The sequence below is a fragment of the Pseudomonas protegens genome (assembly GCF_003732485.1).
GTDB lineage: Bacteria > Pseudomonadota > Gammaproteobacteria > Pseudomonadales > Pseudomonadaceae > Aquipseudomonas > Aquipseudomonas protegens_B.
In genome coordinates this window covers 116,003-135,442 of the sequence record NZ_MOAK01000087.1, presented here as the reverse complement: position 1 = coordinate 135,442, position 19,440 = coordinate 116,003, and the positions used below count along the sequence as shown (strand labels likewise).

Here is a 19,440-nt window from a genome sequence, read left to right as displayed (position 1 = left end):
CTGCTTGTCGTTGGCCCGCAGGTCCAGCGTGGCGATCTGCGCGCCCTTGGCGTCGACCTTGCCTTGCAACAGCAGAGCCACCGGCCCTTGCTCCGCCGGCAGGCTGGCCTTGCCGTTGAGTTGGTAGCCGTTTTTCAAGTCCCCCTTGCCGGTCAATTCCAACTGATCCAGTTGCAGGGTGTCCGGCAAGTCGGCGCTGGCCTTGAAGCCATCGGCAATGATCCGCACCTGCGCCGGCAGGTTCTCCACCAGGGGTTGCAGCTCACCGCTCAACTGCCCTTGCAGATAACCGCTACTGTCGGCATTGAGTTTCAAGGTCTTGAGCAGATCACCTTCGACCCTCATAGCCAGGGCCCAGGGTCCGCCGCCAGGAGCAGGCAAGCCGAGGGTGCCCTGAGCGGTCAGGGGCCAGTCGCCGCTGGGTTGCAACAGGCCGGACAGGTCGAGACTCAGGTCATCGCGCTGCAGGTGCACCGAGTCGATCTGCAAGCCCTGAGCGGTCCAGTGCGCCGCCAGTTGCAGCCCCTTGAGTTCTTCACTGCCGTTGAACAACAAGCGGCCAACCCGTACCTGTCCCAGCTCGAGAGCCACGGGCAGACGCAGCTCCGGCAGGCTGATGGGCCCTGTGCTTTCTTCGGCATCGTTGCCGGGAGGGAACTGAAGGCTGACCTGATCGGCTTCCAATTGCTCGATGCACAGGGTCATGCGCAACAGGCAGGCAGGAGACCAGGCAAACTTCACCGAGTCGAGCTCGACCCGACTGCTGTCCTGCTGCCAGAGCAGATGGTCTGCGCTCCACTGGCCACCCAGATGCCCCTGGAAATTGTCCAGTGTCAGCCCCGGCACCAGGCCCAGGGCCCAGCGGCTGCCGGACTGGGTCCCCAGAACCGAGGTCAGGGCCAGGAGGGCCAGGATCACCAGCGCAAGAATCGCCAGCAGCGTTATCTTCAAGACGCGCTTCAAAGCTCTGGCCCCATGGAAAAGTGCAAGCGAATACCACCGTCATCATTCATCGCGTGGGCCAGGTCGACCCGGATCGGGCCTACCGGCGAAACCCAGCGCAGTCCCACACCGACCCCGGTCTTGAGGTTCGGCAGCTCCAGTTTGTTGAACGAGTTGCCCTGATCGACAAAGGTCGCGATCCGCCATTTCTCGGCGATGGAGTACTGATACTCGACACTGCCCGCCACCATGTAACGGCCCCCGATGCGATCGCCGTCGGAGTTCTTCGGGGACAGGGTCTGGTAGTCGTAGCCACGCACGCTCTGGTCGCCACCGGCGAAGAAGCGCAGGGACGGCGGGATGGATTTGTAACCATTGGTGGCGCTGCCGCCGAACTGCACCCGACCGAGAAAGCGGTGATTGTCCCAGGCCGTGGTCAGGCCTTTGAGCAGGACCGTTCCGTACAACAGGTTGGTATCGGAGCCCACGCCTTCCTTGGCCAGCTTGGTGTCGAATTGAATGCGATAACCGTTGTGTGGATCGATGCGATTGTCGCTGCGCAGGTAGGAATAGGTCAGGCCAGGCATCAGCAGATTACTCAGGCCCGAGTCGTCCCCAAGGCGGTACTCCTCACGCTGATACTTCAGCGAGACCACGCGCTGCCAGCCGCTGGGCAGCTTGCTGTGCCACTCGGGGCCCACGGTGAGCAACTTACTCAGGGTATCGGTGCCGGAGATTTCTTCATTCTGGTAACCACCGGCAAAGCGCAGCTTATCGGTCAGGGGCGGGTCCAGAGGAATGTCGTACCACAGTCCGACGTTCTGCCGGGGCGCCGAAACTTCCGCCTCCCAACCGTAACTGTGGCCCTGGGGGTTGACCCAGTGCCGGGTCCAGTTGGCCTTGACCCGGGGGCCGACGTCAGTGGAGTACCCCAGGCCAAGCCCCATGGTCCGGGGCTTGCGGGTTTCCAGCTGGACTGCCACCGGAATCACCTCGTGCTCGGCAGCAGTGGGCGCAGCATCCACCCGCACACCCTCGAAATAGCCACTGGACTGCAGCGCCTGATTGAGTTCGGCAATCAACTCGGAGTCGTAGGGCGCGCCGCTCTTGAAGGGCACCATGCGCCGCAACAGGTCTTCGTCGAACAACGAGTCCCCGGTAAAACTGACCTTGCCCAGGGCATAACGCGGACCACTGTCATAAACCAGTTCGATGTCCGCCACCCCGGCCAGGGGATCTACCGACAATTGCTGGCGGGTAAAACGCCCGCTGAAAAAACCGTAGCGCGAGGCCTGGTTCTGGATCAGGCGCTTGGCATCTTCATAACGGCCATGATTGAGCACAGCGCCAGGCTTGAGCTGGTCACTGTCAGGGGTGCGGAAGGACTTGAGGGAAGCCGCCGGGCCTTCGACCCGGATCGTCACATTGCGCAGATGCACCGGCTCGCCGGGATCGATACGCAACAACAGGCGGGGTTTCTCGCCGCCGCGCACTTCGCTTTCGATATGGGGCTGGTAGTAGCCCAGCGCCTGGGCGGCTTTCTTCGCCTGCTCCTCGGCGCCCCGGCTGAACCGCAGCAGGGCTTCTTCATCGCGATCACCGACACCGCCAATGTAACCCTCCACATTGGCCTTCAGCTCGTCGTTGGCGGGCTTTACCCTGACATCCAATTCGCTCTGCGCCAGCGCCGCACAGCTTGTGAACAACAGCAAAAAGCCGCTGGTAAATCTTCCTGGAAACTTCATAGGCGCGGATGCTATCACGAGCTTGGGGGGGCGATAGAGCGCTCAAGTGCTAGGAAAGTTCTATATCAGGCTGTTGCTCTTTGTAAGAGCTGCGGGTTCGGATGAAAGAAAACGTGCTCGCGGACCGGCCCTACCGCGATCTCCCCGATCTCTTCATAACCCTGACGTTTATAGAACTCCAGATAGCGCGGATTGCCCGTATCCAGCACCACGCCCTGGGAATGTTCATCCACTGCACACCAATTGTGAACCGCCTCCAGCAACTGCTCGCCGAAATGCTGCCCCTGGAATTGCGGATGCACCCCCAGCAGCGGCAGCACATGGACCGCATCGCCGGGCAGGCAGGCCTGCACCGCTTCGTGGTACTCCAGATACCGCCGCGTGCACCGAAACCCCGTGCTCAGTACCATGCGCAGCCGCCAGGCCCAGCTTTCGGTAATGCCCAGGCGGCGTTGCGGCGGGGCAATCAGGGCAATGCCAATCAAGCGGTCGTTGACGAGCAGGCCGATGGCCGGCAGGTCTTGTAGAAAATGCTGTTTCACCAGCTCGCGGACCGTGGCCCGCACCCGCTGTTCATAACCGGCGCGCTCGGATTCGAAAATGAACCCGAAGGTCGGTTCATGGCGATAGGCCTGGTACAGCAGCGACCGCGCTTCGCGGGAATAGCCGCTGTCGAGCATATGGATATCGGCGATGGCGTTGGAGGTATCAGGCATGTCGGTCACTCTCCCCTGGACCCGGCTCGAATGGCCGCGCTCTTGTTATTACGAACCTGGCGCGGCGCTGATCGTTCCCACGCTCAAGGACATTAGCAGCGCATTCGCGGGGCTGCCATGCTGGTCGACCCGGGCGTTGTCAGCTAGCATCGCTGTTTTGCCAGGACCGCCGACCATGAAGATCGTCTCGTTCAATATCAACGGGCTGCGCGCCCGCCCCCATCAGCTGGCGGCGCTGATCGACAAACACCAGCCGGACGTGATCGGCCTGCAGGAAACCAAGGTCGCCGACGAGCAGTTTCCCCTCGCCGACATCCAGGCCCTGGGCTACCACGTGCATTACCACGGCCAGAAGGGCCATTACGGTGTCGCCCTGCTCTCGCGCCAGGCCCCACTGGCCCTGCATAAAGGCTTCGAAGGCGATGACGAAGACGCCCAGCGGCGTTTTATCTGGGGCACCTTCGCCGATGCCAACGGCACGCCGGTAACCATCATGAACGGCTACTTCCCACAGGGTGAAAGCCGCGACCATCCCACCAAGTTCCCGGCCAAGGAACGCTTCTACAGCGACCTGCAGCACCTGCTGGAAAGCCGCTTCAGCAACGACCAGCCCCTGGTGGTCATGGGCGACGTGAATATTTCCCCGCAAGACTGCGACATCGGCATCGGCGCCGAAAATGCCAAGCGCTGGCTCAAGACCGGCAAATGCAGCTTCCTACCCGAAGAGCGTGAGTGGATGGCACGCCTGAAGAACTGGGGCCTGGTGGACAGCTTCCGTCACCTGAACCCCGAGGTGAGCGATCGCTTCAGCTGGTTCGACTACCGCAGCCGCGGCTTCGAGGACGAACCCAAGCGCGGCCTGCGCATCGATCTGATCATGGCATCCCAGGGACTGCTGCCCCGGGTCAAGGACGCCGGTGTCGACTATGAGCTGCGGGGCATGGAAAAGCCGTCTGACCATGCGCCGATCTGGCTCGAGCTGAGCTGATCGACAGGCACAAAAAAGCCCATCGCAAGATGGGCTTTTTACTACTGCTTACAGATGGACCACTTCAACCCGCTCAGTGGTGCCGGCCGCTGCAATGGCGCTGATGGCGCTTTCAAGGGTGGCTTCCGAATCGTACAAGTGGCTGACCAGAATCACTTCCTTGCCAGACTTGAGCTTGAAAAAAGGTTTGCCGCCCGATGAAATTTTCTTGACGTAACGCTCGGGAGAAGAGCAGTGTGCGCGGAACAGGCCGAGAGCCGCCTCGGCACTGTCCCGGCAAGGGAATCGGTCGCTTTGAAGCATGGTCTGCGCCTCCTTTGTCTTCAGCAAGAATCTGCATGCACCACTGCCATACTGCTTCAGCTCGAACCAGGCACTCATTTGTAACTCCTTTGCTTACTACGAAATAGCAGCACAACACTGCCGAGGCATCTGCGGGGGGATGACGCGTTGGCAGTCGCCCCAATCCCCGCCAGACAAAGTTGCCCACTCTACGCAGCCTCCAAAGACCGGTCTTTAGGACAAGTCTCAAAAAATCTAGAGAAAACAGCTATTTACGACGTAGGACTTTCGCCATTTATGGCCTGAAAGTGCCACCCGTCACCTCCCTGTCACCTCCCTGACTTAATCTCGCCAGCACTCTCCTCTTTCTCAATAGAAGGCCAGTGCCGCCATGCCCCGCGTTTCCACCGTCAGTGAACGAGATATCTGGTGCCGGACCATCAGCCTGTTTCTGATCGGCTTCGTTTGCTATGCCCTGCCTTGGTCGGTGTTCGCCGCCTTGCCCCTGGCACCTGAAAATGCCGCTGTCTTGCGCATCCAGGGCTCCAACACCATCGGTGCCCAACTTGGCCCGGCGCTGGTCAAGGGCTTGTTCGAACAGCAAGGGCTGCGCGACGTCAGGATCGAGGCCAGTAGCCAGGACAATGAGAAACGCGTTCTGGGACAGAGCGCCCAAGGTCGGACAGTCCGAGTGGATGTCGCCGCCCACGGCTCTAGCACCGGCTTTACCGCACTGCAAAACGCCCAGGCCGATATTGCGGCCGCCTCCCGACCGATCAAGGACAGCGAACTGGTGGAGTTGGAAAGCCTGGGGGATCTGAAAAGCCCCGGCGCCGAACAGGTCATCGCCATCGACGGGCTGGCAATCATCCTTCATCCGCACAACCCGCTGAGCCGGCTAAGCACTGAACAACTGGCCCGCCTGTTCAGCGGCGAGATCAAGACCTGGGAAGAACTGGGGAGCACGGGCGGGCCGGTCCACCTGTATGCCCGGGATGATCAGTCCGGCACCTACGACACCTTCAAGGAGCTGGTACTCAGCCGTCGCGGCAAGACGTTGAACCCCACCGCCAAACGTTTCGAGTCCAGCGAACAGCTGTCCGACGCGGTGAGCCGGGACCCTCAAGGCATCGCCTTCATCGGCCTGCCCTACGTACGCCAGGCCAAGGCCGTGGCGATTATCGACGGTGACTCCCAGCCCATGCCGCCCCTCAACAGCCTGATCGCCACCGAGGACTACCCACTGTCGCGGCGCCTGTACCTGTACCTGCCGCCCAATGGACACAATCCCTGGGCCGACGCCCTGGTGAGTTTTGCCCAGAGCGCCAAGGGCCAGGCCATCGTCACCGCCAACGGTTTTATCGCCCAGACCGTACAGGCCATGCAGGTAGCCCCCAGTGCGCAGATGCCCAAGGCCTATCAGGCGTTGAGCCGAGAGGCCCAACGCTTGACGGTGAACTTTCGTTTTGAGGAAGGCAGCGCCAATCTGGACAACAAGGCACGCCAAGACCTGAATCGCGTCCTGGATTACCTGCGCCAGCACGGCAAGATGAACCGACAAGTCACTCTGGCCGGATTCGGTGATGCCAAGAACGACCCGGCACGCGCAGCTCTGCTGTCCAAGTTGCGGGCCATGACAGTGCGCAGGGAACTGGTAAAAGGCGGGGTGGTGTTTCGCGAGATCCGCGGTTTTGGCGCCGAGCTGCCAGTGGCAGCCAACGACGCCGACGAGGGCCGGATCAAGAACCGGCGCGTGGAAGTCTGGGTGTACTGAATACACCGCAACCGGCCTGCCACAGGCTTCGCCTGGCAGGCCGACTGCATGACCATCAATGGCCGCTGCGCAGCATTTCCTTCGGCACATACTTGCCGATTTCGTACTTGCCGATGGCCGCGCGGTGTACTTCATCCGGGCCATCGGCCAGGCGCAAGGTGCGCTGCATGGCGTACATGTAGGCCAGTGGGAAGTCATTGGAAACCCCGGCCCCACCGTGAATCTGGATCGCCCGGTCGATCACCCGCAGGGCCACATTCGGCGCCACCACCTTGATCTGGGCAATCTCGCTCTTGGCCACCTTGTTACCCACGGTGTCCATCATGTAGGCCGCCTTGAGGGTCAGCAGACGGGCCATGTCGATCTCCATCCGCGAGTCGGCGATCTTGTCGATATTGCCACCCAGGCGAGCCAGCGGCTTGCCGAACGCAGTGCGGTTCACCGCACGCTTGCACATCAGTTCCAGCGCCCGCTCGGCCATGCCAATGGAGCGCATGCAGTGGTGAATGCGGCCCGGGCCAAGGCGCCCCTGGGCAATCTCGAAACCACGCCCCTCTCCCAGCAGCACGTTCTCATAAGGCACTCGGACGTTGTCGAACAGCACTTCGGCGTGACCATGAGGGGCATCGTCGTAGCCGAACACCGGCAGCGGGCGAACGATCTTCACCCCGGGGGTATCCACCGGCACCAGGATCATCGAGTGCTGCTGGTGACGCGGCGCATCCGGATTGCTCAGGCCCATGAAGATCAGGATCTTGCAACGCGGGTCACAGGCGCCCGAGGTCCACCACTTCTTGCCGTTGATGACCCACTGGTCGCCGTCGCGCACCGCGCGGGCCGCCATGTTGGTGGCGTCGGACGATGCCACATCCGGCTCGGTCATGGCGAACGCGGAGCGGATCTCGCCACGCAGCAAAGGCTCCAGCCACCGCTGCTTCTGTTCTTCGCTGGCATAGCGCACCAGCACTTCCATGTTGCCGGTATCCGGCGCCGAGCAGTTGAACGGCTCGGGGCCCAGCAGCGAACGGCCCATGATCTCCGCCAATGGCGCATATTCAAGGTTGGTCAGGCCGGCACCCAGTTCCGACTCAGGCAGAAACAAATTCCACAGGCCTTCAGTCTTGGCCTTGAGTTTCAGCTCTTCCATGATGGCGGTCGGCTGCCAGCGATCGCCTTCGGCAACCTGACGTTCGAAGACCGCTTCAGCCGGATAAACATAGGCATCCATGAACGCGGTGACGCGCTCACGCAGTTCCTGAACCTTGGGGGAATAGGCGAATTCCATGGGCAGTTCTACCTTTGTGAAGATCGGGTGTTTGGGGACTGAAATCGATGCTAGATCAGCTACGAAAATTTACCTAGCCTATTCTCGGCGTGTATTAACATTCATCACCGATATATGATCGGCTGATCCGAAAGGCTTCCGAGCCTCCCTCACAGGCCTAACAATAAGAGTGCAGCGCCATGAATCTGAGCAAGGTCGACCTCAACCTCTTCATCGTTTTCGACGCGATCTACACCGAAGCCAACCTGACCCGCGCCGGGCAGATCGTCGGCATCACCCAACCGGCCGTGTCCAACGCGCTGGCGCGTCTGCGCGAGACCTTCAACGATCCGCTGTTCGTCAGGACCGCCCAGGGCATGGTGCCCACGCCCATGGCGCAAAACATCATCGGCCCGGTGCGCAACGCGCTGTCGCTGCTACGGGTATCGGTACAGGAAAGCCGCATCTTCAACCCCCTTCAAGCGGTCAAGACCTATCGCATCAGCATGACCGACCTGACCGAGGCGGTAATCCTGCCGCCGTTGTTCCAGCGCCTGCGACGCCTGGCGCCGGCGGTGATCATCGAGAGTTTCCTCTCCAAGCGCCGGGAGACCACCAAGGAACTGGCGGCCGGGCGCCTGGACTTTGCCGTGGACGCCCCCCTCAACACCGACCCCCAGGTGCGCCACGTCAAGCTGATGGAGGACCGTTACGTGTGTGCCATGCGCAAGGGCCATCCCCTGGTGGGCAAGGAAAAGTTCACCCTGGACGACTACCTGTCCCTGACCCACATCCATATTTCCAGCCGCCGCAGCGGCCTGGGCCATGTCGACCTGGCGCTGGGCAAGATGGGCATCCAGCGCAAGATCGCCCTGCGCTCCCAGCACTACCTGATGGCTTCGCAAGTCCTGCAACAGACCGACATGGTCATGACGGTGCCGGAACGTTTTGCCCGACGCCATGAACTGCATGCCTTCAATCTGCCGGTCAATGATGTGCCACCAGTGGAAACCCATCTCTATTGGCACGAAAGCACCGACCAGGACCCGGCCAACCGTTGGATGCGCGAACAGATGATCGAACTCTGCCAGCAGGTCACGGCTTACGAAAAGAAGCTCGACCAGCAGACAGCCTGACCCCTTCGCCGGCAAGCCCTCACTTTAGGAGCCGGCTTGCCGGCGAACGGGATCGACTCGGACTGCTTGACGTATACGTAAACCTGCCTTTAGCTTAGCGCCAAGTCCCACCTTGAGCGCCTCCATGAGCAGCCAGACCTACAGCATCTCCGACCTCGCCCGCGAGCTCGACATCACCACCCGGGCCATACGCTTCTATGAAGAACAGGGCCTGCTGGCCCCTGAGCGTCGCGGTCAGGAACGCATCTACTCCCCCCGGGACAAGGTCAGCCTGAAGCTGATCCTGCGGGGCAAGCGCATCGGTTTTTCCCTGGCCGAATGCCGTGAACTCATCGAGCTCTACGACCCCAGCAGCGGCAACCTGAAGCAGTTGCACAGCATGCTGGCGAAAATCGGCGAGCGGCGTGAGCAGCTCGAACAGCAGTTGCTCGACATCGAACAGATGAAGCTGGAACTGGACACCGCCGAAGAGCGCTGCACCCAGGCACTGGAACAAACCATCCAGAACCAGAAAAGCACAGCACAATAATCCTTGGGACACCTGCGCCGCTCGCGCCGGCATCCGCCATCCCTCATAGAAGGTGAACCTGAATGTCACTCCCCAGCCATGTACGCCTGATCGAAGTCGGCCCTCGCGACGGTCTGCAGAACGAAGCCCAGCCCATCAGCGTCGAGGACAAGGTGCAATTGGTCGATGCCCTGACGGCGGCAGGCCTGGGCTATATAGAAGTCGGCAGTTTCGTCTCGCCCAAGTGGGTGCCACAAATGGCCGGCTCGGCCGAGGTCTTCGCCCGCATCCAGCGCAAGCCGGGGGTGGTCTACGGCGCGCTGGCGCCGAACCTGCGGGGCTTCGAGGACGCCCTGGCGGCGGGGGTCAAGGAAGTCGCGGTGTTCGCCGCCGCGTCGGAATCCTTCTCCCAACGCAACATCAACTGTTCCATCAGCGAAAGCCTGCAGCGCTTCGTGCCGATCATGCAGGCCGCCAAGCAGCATGGCGTCAGCGTGCGCGGGTATGTGTCCTGTGTGCTGGGCTGCCCTTACGAAGGTGAGGTAGCCCCGGAGCAAGTGGCCCTGGTGGCCCGTGAACTGCACGCCATGGGCTGCTACGAAGTGTCCCTGGGCGACACCATCGGCACCGGCACCGCCGGCGCCACCCGCAGAATGTTCGAAGTGGTGGGCGCCCAGGTGCCACGGGAGAAGCTCGCAGGCCACTTCCACGACACCTATGGCCAGGCCCTGGCCAACGTCTATGCCAGCCTGCTGGAGGGTATCGCGGTGTTCGACAGTTCGATCGCCGGCCTCGGCGGCTGCCCCTATGCCAAGGGCGCCAGCGGTAACGTCGCCACCGAGGATGTGCTGTACCTGCTCAACGGCCTGGGCATTCACACCGGTATCGACATGGATCGCCTGATCGACGCTGGCCGGCAGATCTGCACGGTACTGGGACGCCCCAGCGGCTCTCGTGTGGCCAAGGCACGTAACGCCGGGTGAGCCAATGTGCGGCCGGGTGTTACCGGCCGCTCTAAACGGCGACGGGAACGAGTAACACGGAAACAGTTTGTCGATTTTCTTGCGGTACAGATTGTCCTACAAAAACATCAAGACATTGATTTTAAAAGACTTTAAAAAGTTGGCACGGGTTCTGCTATCTCTATGGCATAACAAGAATAAAAAGCAGCAAACCTAATAAGAATAAGACGTAACGACTCTGACATAACAAAAACAACACGGCAGAGACGCAGCTAACAGATTTTTTTGGAGAGGATGTAATGTGCAGGAGGGCTTGCAAGAGCCACCCGCAACCGGTCAGAGAACAATAAAACTACCCTGAGGTAGCTCCCGAACTGGTTGGATCGCCCTGGCGACACGTTAGATCAGCGCTCAAAAAAATACGTTTGCTCTTGATCCCGGATGGGGATCGCCAAAAACAGCGGTAAAGGGCCACGGTTGCCAAAAACAACAATAGACCGCCCCTCAATAATAAAAAAAGAGCACGCAACGACAAAATTAAAGGGGAGCTTCGGCTCCCCTTTGTGCTTTCTGCGATTCGGCTTTTGCTTGCCCTTCTCGCCCATAAAGCGTGCACCCGTCCCGATGCACGCTCCAGCAATGCTCACACCCTGCCCACCTGCTCGCGCAACTCTTCGATGCTGATTTCGCGCATGCGGAATTTCTGGATCTTTCCGGTCACCGTCATCGGAAACTCCTCGACGAACTTGAAGTAGCGCGGTGTCTTGAAGTGGGCGATGCGCTCCTTGCACCAGGCCTGCAACTCCAGCTCATTGGCGCAATGCCCGGGGTGGAACTTGATCCAGGCGACAATCTCCTCGCCATACTTGGCACAGGGAATGCCGATCACCTGCACATCGGCCACAGCGGGATGGGTGAAGAAGAACTCTTCCAGCTCCCGCGGGTAAATATTCTCGCCACCGCGGATGATCATGTCCTTGTTGCGCCCGGCAATGCACACATAACCCTGCTCGTTCATGGTGGCCAGATCGCCGGTGTGCATCCAGCCTGCCTGATCGATGGACTCGCTGGTGCCCTGGGGGTTGTTCCAGTAGCCGAGCATGACGCTGTAGCCCCGGGTGCAGAGTTCGCCGATGGTGCCCCGGGGCACCAGATTGCCGGTCTCATCAATGATCTTGCTCTCCAGGTGCGGCTGGGTACGACCCACAGTGGTGACTCGCAACTCCAGATCGTCGGCAGGGCCGGTCTGCAACGACACCGGACTGGTCTCGGTCATGCCGTAGGCGATCTGCACCTCGCTCATGTGCATCTCGCTGATGACCCGGCGCATCACCTCGATCGGACACGTGGCACCGGCCATGATCCCGGTGCGCAGGCTCGACAGATCGAACTCACCGCGCCTTGGCTGGTCGAGCATGGCGATAAACATGGTGGGTACCCCATACAAGCCGCTAGCCCGCTCCTCAGCCACGGCGCTCAGGGTCAGCAACGGGTCGAAGGCATCGTTGGGGTAGATCATGGTGGTGCCGTGGGTGATACAGCCCAGGTTGCCCATGACCATGCCGAAGCAGTGATACAGCGGCACCGGGATCACCAGCCGATCTGCCGCGGTGAGGCCCAGGCTCTCCCCCACCATGTAACCGTTATTGAGGATGTTGTAGTGACTCAGGGTCGCGCCCTTGGGGAAACCGGTGGTGCCGGAGGTGTACTGGATATTCACCGGCTGATCGAAATCCAGGCTGTCCTGGCGCGCCTGCAATTGCTCGGCGGTGGCTCCAGCGGCAAGGGCCGTCAGTTGCGACCAGGGCAGGAAACCGGAGGGGGGTTGAGCATCCAGGCTGATCACTCCACGCAACTCGGGCAGCCGTTCACAGTGCAATTGACCGATGGATTGCTCCGCCAATTCGGGGATCAGCCCCTGCAGCATGCCGTGATAGTCGGAAGTCTTGAACGCCCCGGCACAGATCAGCCACTGACAGCCGGACTGCTTGAGCACATATTCCAGCTCGGAACTGCGATAGGCCGGATTGATGTTCACCAGAATCGCGCCGATCTTGGCGCTGGCGAATTGGGCGATGCACCACTGGGCGCAGTTGGGGGCCCAGATCCCCAGGCGATCACCCGTCTTGAGACCCAAGGCCAACAGCGCCCTGGCATGCAGGTCGACGGCCTCACGCAGTTGCTGCCAGCTGTAGCGCAACTGCTGATGACGCACCACCAGGGCTTCACCCTGGGGATAGGCAGCGACGGTGTTGTCGAAGGCCTGGCCGATGGTCAGCGCCAGCAATGGCTTGTCTTGCATACCACGGGTGTAACTGCGATCCGGCTGGAAACCCGAGTGTTCCATGACGACCCCTATTGTCTTTATTAGTGGGTGTTCAGGAGCCTGGCCGATGGTGCGAAAAAGCCTGGCTCCAATCGAAAGCCTCGCTACTCTGGCGCAAGTTGACGTTTACGTAAAGGGCGATTGACAGCCATCGGTCGCAGGTTTACGTTAACGTAAAGGTGAGAGCTCGACAGCGCCGCTCTCTGCAGCCTACCCCCTCAATAAAAACAAGTTTGAAGGTGCCCCACCATGAGTTATCCGACCCTGAACTTCGCCCTCGGTGAAACCATCGACATGCTGCGCCAACAGGTCCAGGCCTTCGTCAAGGCGGAGCTGGCACCCCGGGCGGCGCAAATCGACGTCGACAACCTGTTCCCCGCCGACATGTGGCGCAAGTTCGGTGACATGGGGCTCCTGGGCATTACCGTAGCGGAAGAATATGGCGGCGCCGGGCTGGGTTACCTGGCCCACGTGGTGGCCATGGAAGAGATAAGCCGCGGTTCGGCCTCGGTGGCCCTGTCCTATGGTGCCCACTCCAACCTCTGCGTGAACCAGATCAACCGCAACGGCAACCATGAACAGAAGAGCAAGTATCTGCCCAAGCTGATCAGCGGTGAACACATTGGCGCCCTGGCTATGAGCGAACCCAATGCCGGTTCCGACGTGGTGTCGATGAAGCTGCGCGCCGACAAGCGCGGTGACCACTTCGTACTCAATGGCAGCAAGACCTGGATCACCAACGGCCCCGATGCCAACACCTACGTGATCTACGCCAAGACCGACCTGGAAAAGGGCCCCCACGGCATCACTGCGTTCATCGTCGAACGTGACTGGAAAGGCTTCAGCCGCAGCAACAAGTTCGACAAATTGGGCATGCGCGGCTCCAACACCTGCGAGCTGTTCTTCGATGACGTGGAAGTGCCGGAGGAAAACATCCTCGGCGTGCTCAACGGCGGGGTCAAAGTCCTGATGAGCGGCCTGGACTACGAGCGCGTGGTGCTCTCCGGCGGCCCGACCGGGATCATGCAGGCCTGCATGGATCTGGTGGTGCCCTACATCCACGACCGCAAGCAGTTCGGCCAGAGCATCGGCGAGTTCCAGTTGATCCAGGGCAAGATCGCCGACATGTACACCCAGCTCAATGCCAGTCGCGCCTACCTGTATGCCGTGGCCCAGGCCTGCGAGCGTGGCGAAACCACCCGCAAGGACGCCGCCGGGGTAATCCTCTACAGCGCCGAGCGCGCGACCCAGATGGCCCTGGACGCGATCCAGATTCTGGGGGGCAACGGCTACATCAACGAATTCCCGGCGGGCCGCCTGCTGCGTGACGCCAAGCTCTACGAAATCGGCGCCGGCACCAGCGAAATCCGCCGCATGCTGATCGGTCGCGAACTGTTCAACGAAACCCGCTAACGGAGCTGTCCATGGCTATCCTGCACACCCAGCTCAACCCGCGTTCGGCAGAGTTCGCAGCCAACAGTGAAGCGATGCTCACCCAGGTCAACGCCTTGCACACCCTGCTCGCCCAGGTCCAGCAAGGCGGCGGCGCCAAGGCCCAGGAACGCCACACGTCCCGGGGCAAACTGCTGCCTCGGGAACGTATCAACCGCCTGCTCGACCCTGGCTCGCCGTTTCTTGAAGTCAGCCCTCTGGCCGCCTACGAGGTCTATGGCGAAGACGTGCCCGCCGCCGGCGTGATTGCCGGCATCGGCCGGGTAGAAGGCATCGAATGCATGATCGTGGCCAACGACGCCACAGTGAAAGGCGGCTCCTACTACCCGCTGACGGTGAAAAAACACCTGCGGGCCCAGACCATCGCCCAACAGAACCGACTGCCCTGCATCTACCTGGTAGATTCGGGCGGCGCCAACCTGCCCCGCCAGGACGAAGTATTCCCGGACCGCGAGCACTTCGGCCGGATCTTCTTCAACCAGGCCAACATGAGCGCCCAGGGCATCCCGCAGATCGCCGTGGTCATGGGTTCCTGCACCGCCGGTGGCGCCTACGTACCGGCCATGGCCGACGAAGCCATCATGGTCCGTGAACAGGCCACCATCTTCCTCGCCGGCCCCCCCTTGGTGAAAGCCGCTACCGGCGAGGTGGTGAGTGCCGAAGAGTTGGGCGGTGCCGACGTGCATTGCAAGATTTCCGGCGTTGCCGACCACTACGCCGACAGCGACGAACACGCCCTGGCCCTGGCCCGACGCAGCGTGGCCAACCTCAACTGGCACAAGCAGGGCCAGTTGCAACAACGTACGCCGATTGCCCCGCTGTATGCCCGCGACGAGCTCTATGGCGTGGTCCCGGCCGATCCCAAGCAGCCGTTCGATGTGCGCGAAGTCATCGCCCGGCTGGTGGATGGCTCGGTGTTCGATGAATTCAAGGCCCTGTTCGGCACCACCCTGGTCTGCGGTTTCGCCCACCTGCACGGCTACCCGGTGGCCATCCTAGCCAACAACGGCATCCTCTTCGCCGAAGCCGCGCAAAAAGGCGCGCACTTCATCGAACTGGCCTGCCAGCGCGGGATTCCTCTGCTGTTCCTGCAGAACATCACCGGCTTCATGGTGGGCCAGAAATACGAGGCTGGCGGCATCGCCAAGCACGGCGCCAAGCTGGTCACCGCGGTGGCCTGTGCCAAGGTGCCGAAATTTACCGTGATCATCGGCGGCAGCTTCGGGGCCGGTAACTACGGCATGTGCGGTCGCGCCTACGATCCACGCTTTCTGTGGATGTGGCCCAACGCGCGAATTGGCGTGATGGGTGCCGAACAGGCGGCCGGGGTGCTGGTCCAGGTCAAGCGCGAGCAGGCGGAGCGCGGCGGACACCCTTTCGACGTCGCCCAGGAAGCCGAGATCAAACAGCCGATCCTCGATCAGTACGAGCACCAGGGGCACCCCTACTACTCCAGTGCGCGACTGTGGGACGACGGCGTCATCGACCCGGCACAAACCCGTGACGTCCTGGCCCTGGCCCTGTCCGCGGCCCTCAATGCCCCCATCGAACAGAGCCGCTTCGGCGTGTTCCGCATGTAATCCTGCGCGAGAAGAACATGAGCGACTTCAATACCCTGGAACTGCTGCGTGACCCTCGTGGCTTCGCCACCCTGTGGCTCAGCCGCGAAACCAAGAACAACGCCTTCAACGCCGAGATGATCCGCGAGCTGATCCTGGCCCTGGATCAGGTGCAGGGCGATCCGAGCCTGCGCTTCCTGCTGCTGCGCGGACGCGGCAAGCATTTCAGCGCCGGCGCCGACCTGGCCTGGATGCAGCAGTCCGCCGAGCTCGACTACCACACCAACCTCGATGATGCCCGGGAACTGGCGGAGTTGATGTACAACCTGGCCAAGCTGAAGATCCCGACCCTGGCCGTGGTGCAAGGCGCGGCCTTTGGTGGCGCCCTGGGCCTGATCAGTTGCTGTGACATGGCCATTGGCAGTAACGAGGCGCAGTTCTGCCTCTCAGAAGTGCGCATCGGCCTCGCGCCGGCGGTCATCAGCCCGTTTGTGGTCCAGGCCATTGGCGAGCGTGCCGCCCGACGTTATGCCCTCACCGCCGAGCGCTTTGGCGGTCAGCGGGCGCGGGACATTGGTCTGTTGGCAGAAAGCTATCCGTCTGCCGAGCTGGATCAGCAGGTCGAGCTCTGGGTCGACAACCTGCTGCTCAACAGCCCCCAGGCCATGCGTGCCAGCAAGGACCTGCTGCGAGAAGTGGGCAACGGCGCCCTCACCACCGCCCTGCGCCGCTACTGCGAAAATGCCATCGCGCGGATACGGGTCAGCACCGAAGGCCAGGAAGGCCTACGGGCATTTCTGGAAAAACGCCCGCCCAGCTGGCAGTCCGAGACCACGACCAAGGAGTCCCGCTGATGAACGCCCCTGTTCTAGACACGTTGCTGGTGGCCAACCGTGGCGAGATCGCCTGCCGCGTGATGCGCACCGCCAAGGCCTTGGGCCTGACCACCGTGGCCGTGCACAGCGCCACTGACCGCGATGCGCGGCACAGCCGCGAGGCAGATATCCGCGTCGACCTGGGGGGCAGCAAGGCCGCCGACAGCTACCTGCAGATCGACAAGCTGATCGCTGCGGCCAAGGCCAGCGGCGCCCAGGCCATTCACCCCGGTTACGGTTTTCTCTCGGAGAACGCCGGTTTTGCTCGAGCCATCGAAGCGGCGGGACTGATCTTTCTCGGCCCGCCCGCCTCGGCCATTGACGCCATGGGCAGCAAGTCGGCGGCCAAGGCACTGATGGAAACCGCCGGCGTACCTCTGGTGCCGGGTTATCACGGCGAAGCCCAGGACCTGGAAACCTTCCGCAGTGCCGCCGAGCGCATCGGCTACCCGGTGCTGCTCAAGGCCACCGCCGGCGGCGGCGGCAAGGGCATGAAAGTGGTCGAGGAGGTCAGCCAGTTGGCCGAAGCCCTGGCCTCGGCCCAGCGTGAAGCCCAATCGTCCTTTGGCGATTCGCGGATGCTGGTGGAAAAATACCTGCTCAAACCCCGCCACGTGGAGATCCAGGTGTTCGCCGACCAACACGGCAACTGCCTGTACCTCAACGAGCGCGACTGCTCGATCCAGCGGCGCCACCAGAAGGTGGTCGAGGAAGCCCCTGCTCCCGGCCTCAGCTCCGAGTTGCGCAAGGCCATGGGCGAAGCCGCTGTGCGCGCGGCCCAGGCCATCGGCTACGTCGGCGCCGGCACCGTGGAATTTCTCCTCGATGCTCGCGGCGAATTCTTCTTCATGGAAATGAATACACGGCTGCAGGTGGAACACCCGGTAACCGAAGCCATTACCGGCCTCGACCTGGTGGCCTGGCAAATACGCGTGGCCCAGGGTGAAGCCCTGCCCATCAGCCAGGAACAGGTCCCGCTGCTGGGGCACGCCATTGAAGTGCGCCTGTACGCCGAAGATCCGGGCAACGACTTCCTTCCCGCGACCGGGCGCCTGGAGTTGTATCGCGAATCCGCCGCTGGCCCGGGCCGTCGGGTGGACAGCGGGGTCGAAGAAGGCGATAGCGTGTCGCCCTTCTACGATCCGATGCTGGGCAAGCTGATCGCCTGGGGCGAGAACCGCGAGCAGGCTCGTCTGCGCCTGTTGAGCATGCTCGACGAATTTGCCATCGGTGGCCTGAAAACCAACCTGGCGTTCCTGCGGCGCATCGTTGCCCATCCAGCGTTCGCCGAGGCGCAACTGGATACCGGATTTATCCCACGCTATCAGGAGCAATTACTGCCAGCGCCCAGCGAACTCGGCGCGGACTTCTGGCAAGCGGCCGCACAGGCGTTTACACAAAGCCAGCCAGAGCGGGTGCGCAGCGACGACCTGCAGTCCCCCTGGGCGGCGGTCAATGGCTGGCGTAGCGCTTTACCGGCCCAGACCAGCCTGCACCTGAGCTGTACCGGACAGGATCGGGCCATCAGCCTGGGCGCTCGCTCGCCGGCCTTCCAGTTGCAAGGTGAACGCCTGTGGGTAGAGCAACAGGGGCTGCGCCGTGAACATCGCGCCATCCGCCGTGGTGACACCCTCTACCTGCACTGGCAGGGCGAGATGCACAGCGTCACGGCGTACGATCCGATTGCCGCCGCCGATGCCAGCCACAGCCAGCAGGGCGGGCTTACTGCGCCCATGAACGGCAGCATCGTGCGGGTGCTGGTCAGCGCCGGGCAAAGCGTCGAAGCCGGTGCGCAATTGGTGGTGCTGGAGGCGATGAAGATGGAACACAGCATCCGTGCCCCCCAGGCAGGCGTCATCAAGGCACTGTATTGCCAGGAAGGCGAAATGGTCAGTGAAGGCAGTGCGTTGGTGGAGTTGGAATAAGTCCACCAATAAGAAAGCCCCTTCCTAACTGTAGGAAGGGGCTTTTCAAGGAAGTTAAAACTTCGCAGTAGCTTGTACGACTACACCAATAACTCGGCACTCGTCGCTGTAGAGCATCTTCGGATAGGTGGGATTGAGGGGAACCAGATAATGCTGACTGCCCTCTTTCACCCACTTGCGAAAGATCGCCTCGGCACTACCGGGACATTGTACGACCACCAACTTACCAGGCTCGGCGGCAATAGCCGGGTCCACCAGAATCAGCATGTCCTGACTGATGCTCAGACCGCTGGGTGCAATCATTGCGTCGCCGACTACCACAAGCCAGAACGCCGCGCCTTGAGCCTGATAATCGGAAAGCTCATAGCGCTCCGGCACATAGGCTGACTGGCCATCTTCACGAACTTCCCCTGCGACCCGCCAATTGCTCACCGGGTAACGAAAATACGGATTGTACTTGTGCGCCAGTGAAGCCTCGTTCACCAGGGGTTCGCCATCGTCACCGAGCATGGGTTTCTCGCGGACCACCAGGGCGACTTCCAGAAAGCCCATCCCGATCTCTTCAAGCACCCGGTTCATGTCTTCGATCTTTGGCTGACGGCGCTTGCTCAACCAATGGCCGATACCGCCCTGAGACATGCCCAGACGCTCGGCGAGTTTTTCCTGTGTGACCTTACGGCCTTTCATGTTGGTTTTGACCAACTCGATCCATTTGTCCATGGATCGAACAATACGTTGTGTATTTCCCGCCTCAACACACAACTTGTAGTATTTGAAATCTCGTCACAATTACAATACGTATTAGTCTAGTTCATACCCCTCTTTCCTCTTCTCACACAGGACGGAACACTTCATGAACGCAAGCAGCAAGGACGTGCCGGAACTCGATACAGAGACCACATTGAATTCACTCAAGGGCAGCCACGCGGCACGACGGGCGATGGACTATTACTTGAAACCCGCACTGACCGGATCGGACAAGGAAG

16 protein-coding genes and 1 pseudogene are annotated in these 19,440 nt (G+C 61.4%); 9 read left to right on the top strand and 8 right to left on the bottom strand.

What is annotated here, in order from left to right; translation table 11 throughout:
* From BLX41_RS36820 to BLX41_RS30730, 3 genes and pseudogenes are all read right to left on the bottom strand, one after another.
* Window positions 1–963, bottom strand: a pseudogene (locus tag BLX41_RS36820) (translocation/assembly module TamB domain-containing protein); the annotation flags it as partial.
* Window positions 960–2,687 (bottom strand): autotransporter assembly complex protein TamA, encoded by a 1,728-nt coding sequence (locus BLX41_RS30735; protein WP_123727916.1) that lies wholly within the window; start codon window positions 2,685–2,687, stop codon window positions 960–962. The gene BLX41_RS30735 and the pseudogene BLX41_RS36820, both read right to left, overlap by 4 nt.
* Before the next feature lie 65 nt (window positions 2,688–2,752).
* On the bottom strand, window positions 2,753–3,403 hold the full coding sequence (locus tag BLX41_RS30730) for a GNAT family N-acetyltransferase (RefSeq protein WP_123728003.1): 651 nt from the start codon (window positions 3,401–3,403) through the stop codon (window positions 2,753–2,755).
* 175 nt (window positions 3,404–3,578) lie between these two features.
* On the opposite strand from BLX41_RS30730, the gene xthA reads away from it, so the two are divergent.
* On the top strand, window positions 3,579–4,391 hold the full coding sequence (gene xthA, locus BLX41_RS30725; protein ID WP_123727915.1) for an exodeoxyribonuclease III: 813 nt from the start codon (window positions 3,579–3,581) through the stop codon (window positions 4,389–4,391).
* A gap of 48 nt (window positions 4,392–4,439) precedes the next feature.
* On the opposite strand, the gene BLX41_RS30720 is transcribed toward xthA, so the two are convergent.
* Window positions 4,440–4,772 carry a DUF1508 domain-containing protein gene (locus BLX41_RS30720; protein ID WP_123727914.1) on the bottom strand — a complete coding sequence of 111 codons (333 nt, stop codon included), beginning with the start codon at window positions 4,770–4,772 and terminating at the stop codon, window positions 4,440–4,442.
* Window positions 4,773–5,064: 292 nt separating this feature from the next.
* On the opposite strand from BLX41_RS30720, the gene BLX41_RS30715 reads away from it, so the two are divergent.
* Window positions 5,065–6,447 carry a substrate-binding domain-containing protein gene (locus tag BLX41_RS30715; RefSeq protein WP_123727913.1) on the top strand — a complete coding sequence of 461 codons (1,383 nt, stop codon included), beginning with the start codon at window positions 5,065–5,067 and terminating at the stop codon, window positions 6,445–6,447.
* Between the two features lie 55 nt (window positions 6,448–6,502).
* Here BLX41_RS30715 and BLX41_RS30710 read toward each other — a convergent pair whose 3' ends face one another.
* Entirely contained in the window at window positions 6,503–7,732 is a 1,230-nt protein-coding gene (locus BLX41_RS30710) for an acyl-CoA dehydrogenase (protein ID WP_123727912.1), read from the bottom strand.
* 179 nt (window positions 7,733–7,911) lie between these two features.
* Between BLX41_RS30710 and BLX41_RS30705 the strand changes: the two genes are divergently transcribed.
* From BLX41_RS30705 to BLX41_RS30695, 3 genes are all read left to right on the top strand, one after another.
* Window positions 7,912–8,847 carry a LysR family transcriptional regulator gene (locus BLX41_RS30705; protein ID WP_123727911.1) on the top strand — a complete coding sequence of 312 codons (936 nt, stop codon included), beginning with the start codon at window positions 7,912–7,914 and terminating at the stop codon, window positions 8,845–8,847.
* A 124-nt stretch (window positions 8,848–8,971) separates the two neighbouring features.
* On the top strand, window positions 8,972–9,376 hold the full coding sequence (locus tag BLX41_RS30700) for a MerR family transcriptional regulator (protein WP_102864696.1): 405 nt from the start codon (window positions 8,972–8,974) through the stop codon (window positions 9,374–9,376).
* Between the two features lie 62 nt (window positions 9,377–9,438).
* Window positions 9,439–10,338, top strand: a complete 900-nt coding sequence (locus BLX41_RS30695; RefSeq protein WP_123727910.1) for a hydroxymethylglutaryl-CoA lyase — start codon at window positions 9,439–9,441, stop codon at window positions 10,336–10,338.
* A gap of 383 nt (window positions 10,339–10,721) precedes the next feature.
* Here BLX41_RS30695 and BLX41_RS30690 read toward each other — a convergent pair whose 3' ends face one another.
* Together BLX41_RS30690 and BLX41_RS30685 are read right to left on the bottom strand one after the other, a co-directional pair.
* Window positions 10,722–10,964 carry a hypothetical protein gene (locus BLX41_RS30690; protein WP_148059791.1) on the bottom strand — a complete coding sequence of 81 codons (243 nt, stop codon included), beginning with the start codon at window positions 10,962–10,964 and terminating at the stop codon, window positions 10,722–10,724.
* Window positions 10,961–12,664, bottom strand: a complete 1,704-nt coding sequence (locus BLX41_RS30685) for an AMP-binding protein (protein WP_123727908.1) — start codon at window positions 12,662–12,664, stop codon at window positions 10,961–10,963. The genes BLX41_RS30690 and BLX41_RS30685 overlap by 4 nt, the downstream gene beginning before the upstream one ends.
* A gap of 228 nt (window positions 12,665–12,892) precedes the next feature.
* Here BLX41_RS30685 and BLX41_RS30680 point away from each other — a divergent pair, with 228 nt between their 5' ends.
* Genes BLX41_RS30680 through BLX41_RS30665 form a run of 4 tightly spaced genes read left to right on the top strand, consistent with a single transcriptional unit; the run spans window position 12,893 to window position 18,454 of the window.
* Window positions 12,893–14,056, top strand: coding sequence for an isovaleryl-CoA dehydrogenase (locus BLX41_RS30680; protein ID WP_015636316.1), 1,164 nt, complete (start codon window positions 12,893–12,895; stop codon window positions 14,054–14,056).
* 11 nt (window positions 14,057–14,067) lie between these two features.
* Window positions 14,068–15,675, top strand: a complete 1,608-nt coding sequence (locus BLX41_RS30675) for a carboxyl transferase domain-containing protein (protein WP_123727907.1) — start codon at window positions 14,068–14,070, stop codon at window positions 15,673–15,675.
* 17 nt (window positions 15,676–15,692) lie between these two features.
* The gene (locus tag BLX41_RS30670) at window positions 15,693–16,508 is read left to right on the top strand and encodes a gamma-carboxygeranoyl-CoA hydratase (protein WP_123727906.1); all 816 of its coding nucleotides are present in this window, start codon (window positions 15,693–15,695) and stop codon (window positions 16,506–16,508) included.
* Window positions 16,508–18,454, top strand: coding sequence for an acetyl/propionyl/methylcrotonyl-CoA carboxylase subunit alpha (locus tag BLX41_RS30665; protein ID WP_123727905.1), 1,947 nt, complete (start codon window positions 16,508–16,510; stop codon window positions 18,452–18,454). Before BLX41_RS30670 ends, BLX41_RS30665 begins: the two co-directional genes overlap by 1 nt.
* Window positions 18,455–18,508: 54 nt before the next feature.
* On the opposite strand, the gene BLX41_RS30660 is transcribed toward BLX41_RS30665, so the two are convergent.
* Window positions 18,509–19,174 carry a LexA family protein gene (locus BLX41_RS30660; RefSeq protein ID WP_123727904.1) on the bottom strand — a complete coding sequence of 222 codons (666 nt, stop codon included), beginning with the start codon at window positions 19,172–19,174 and terminating at the stop codon, window positions 18,509–18,511.
* Between the last annotated feature and the right edge of the window lie 266 nt (window positions 19,175–19,440).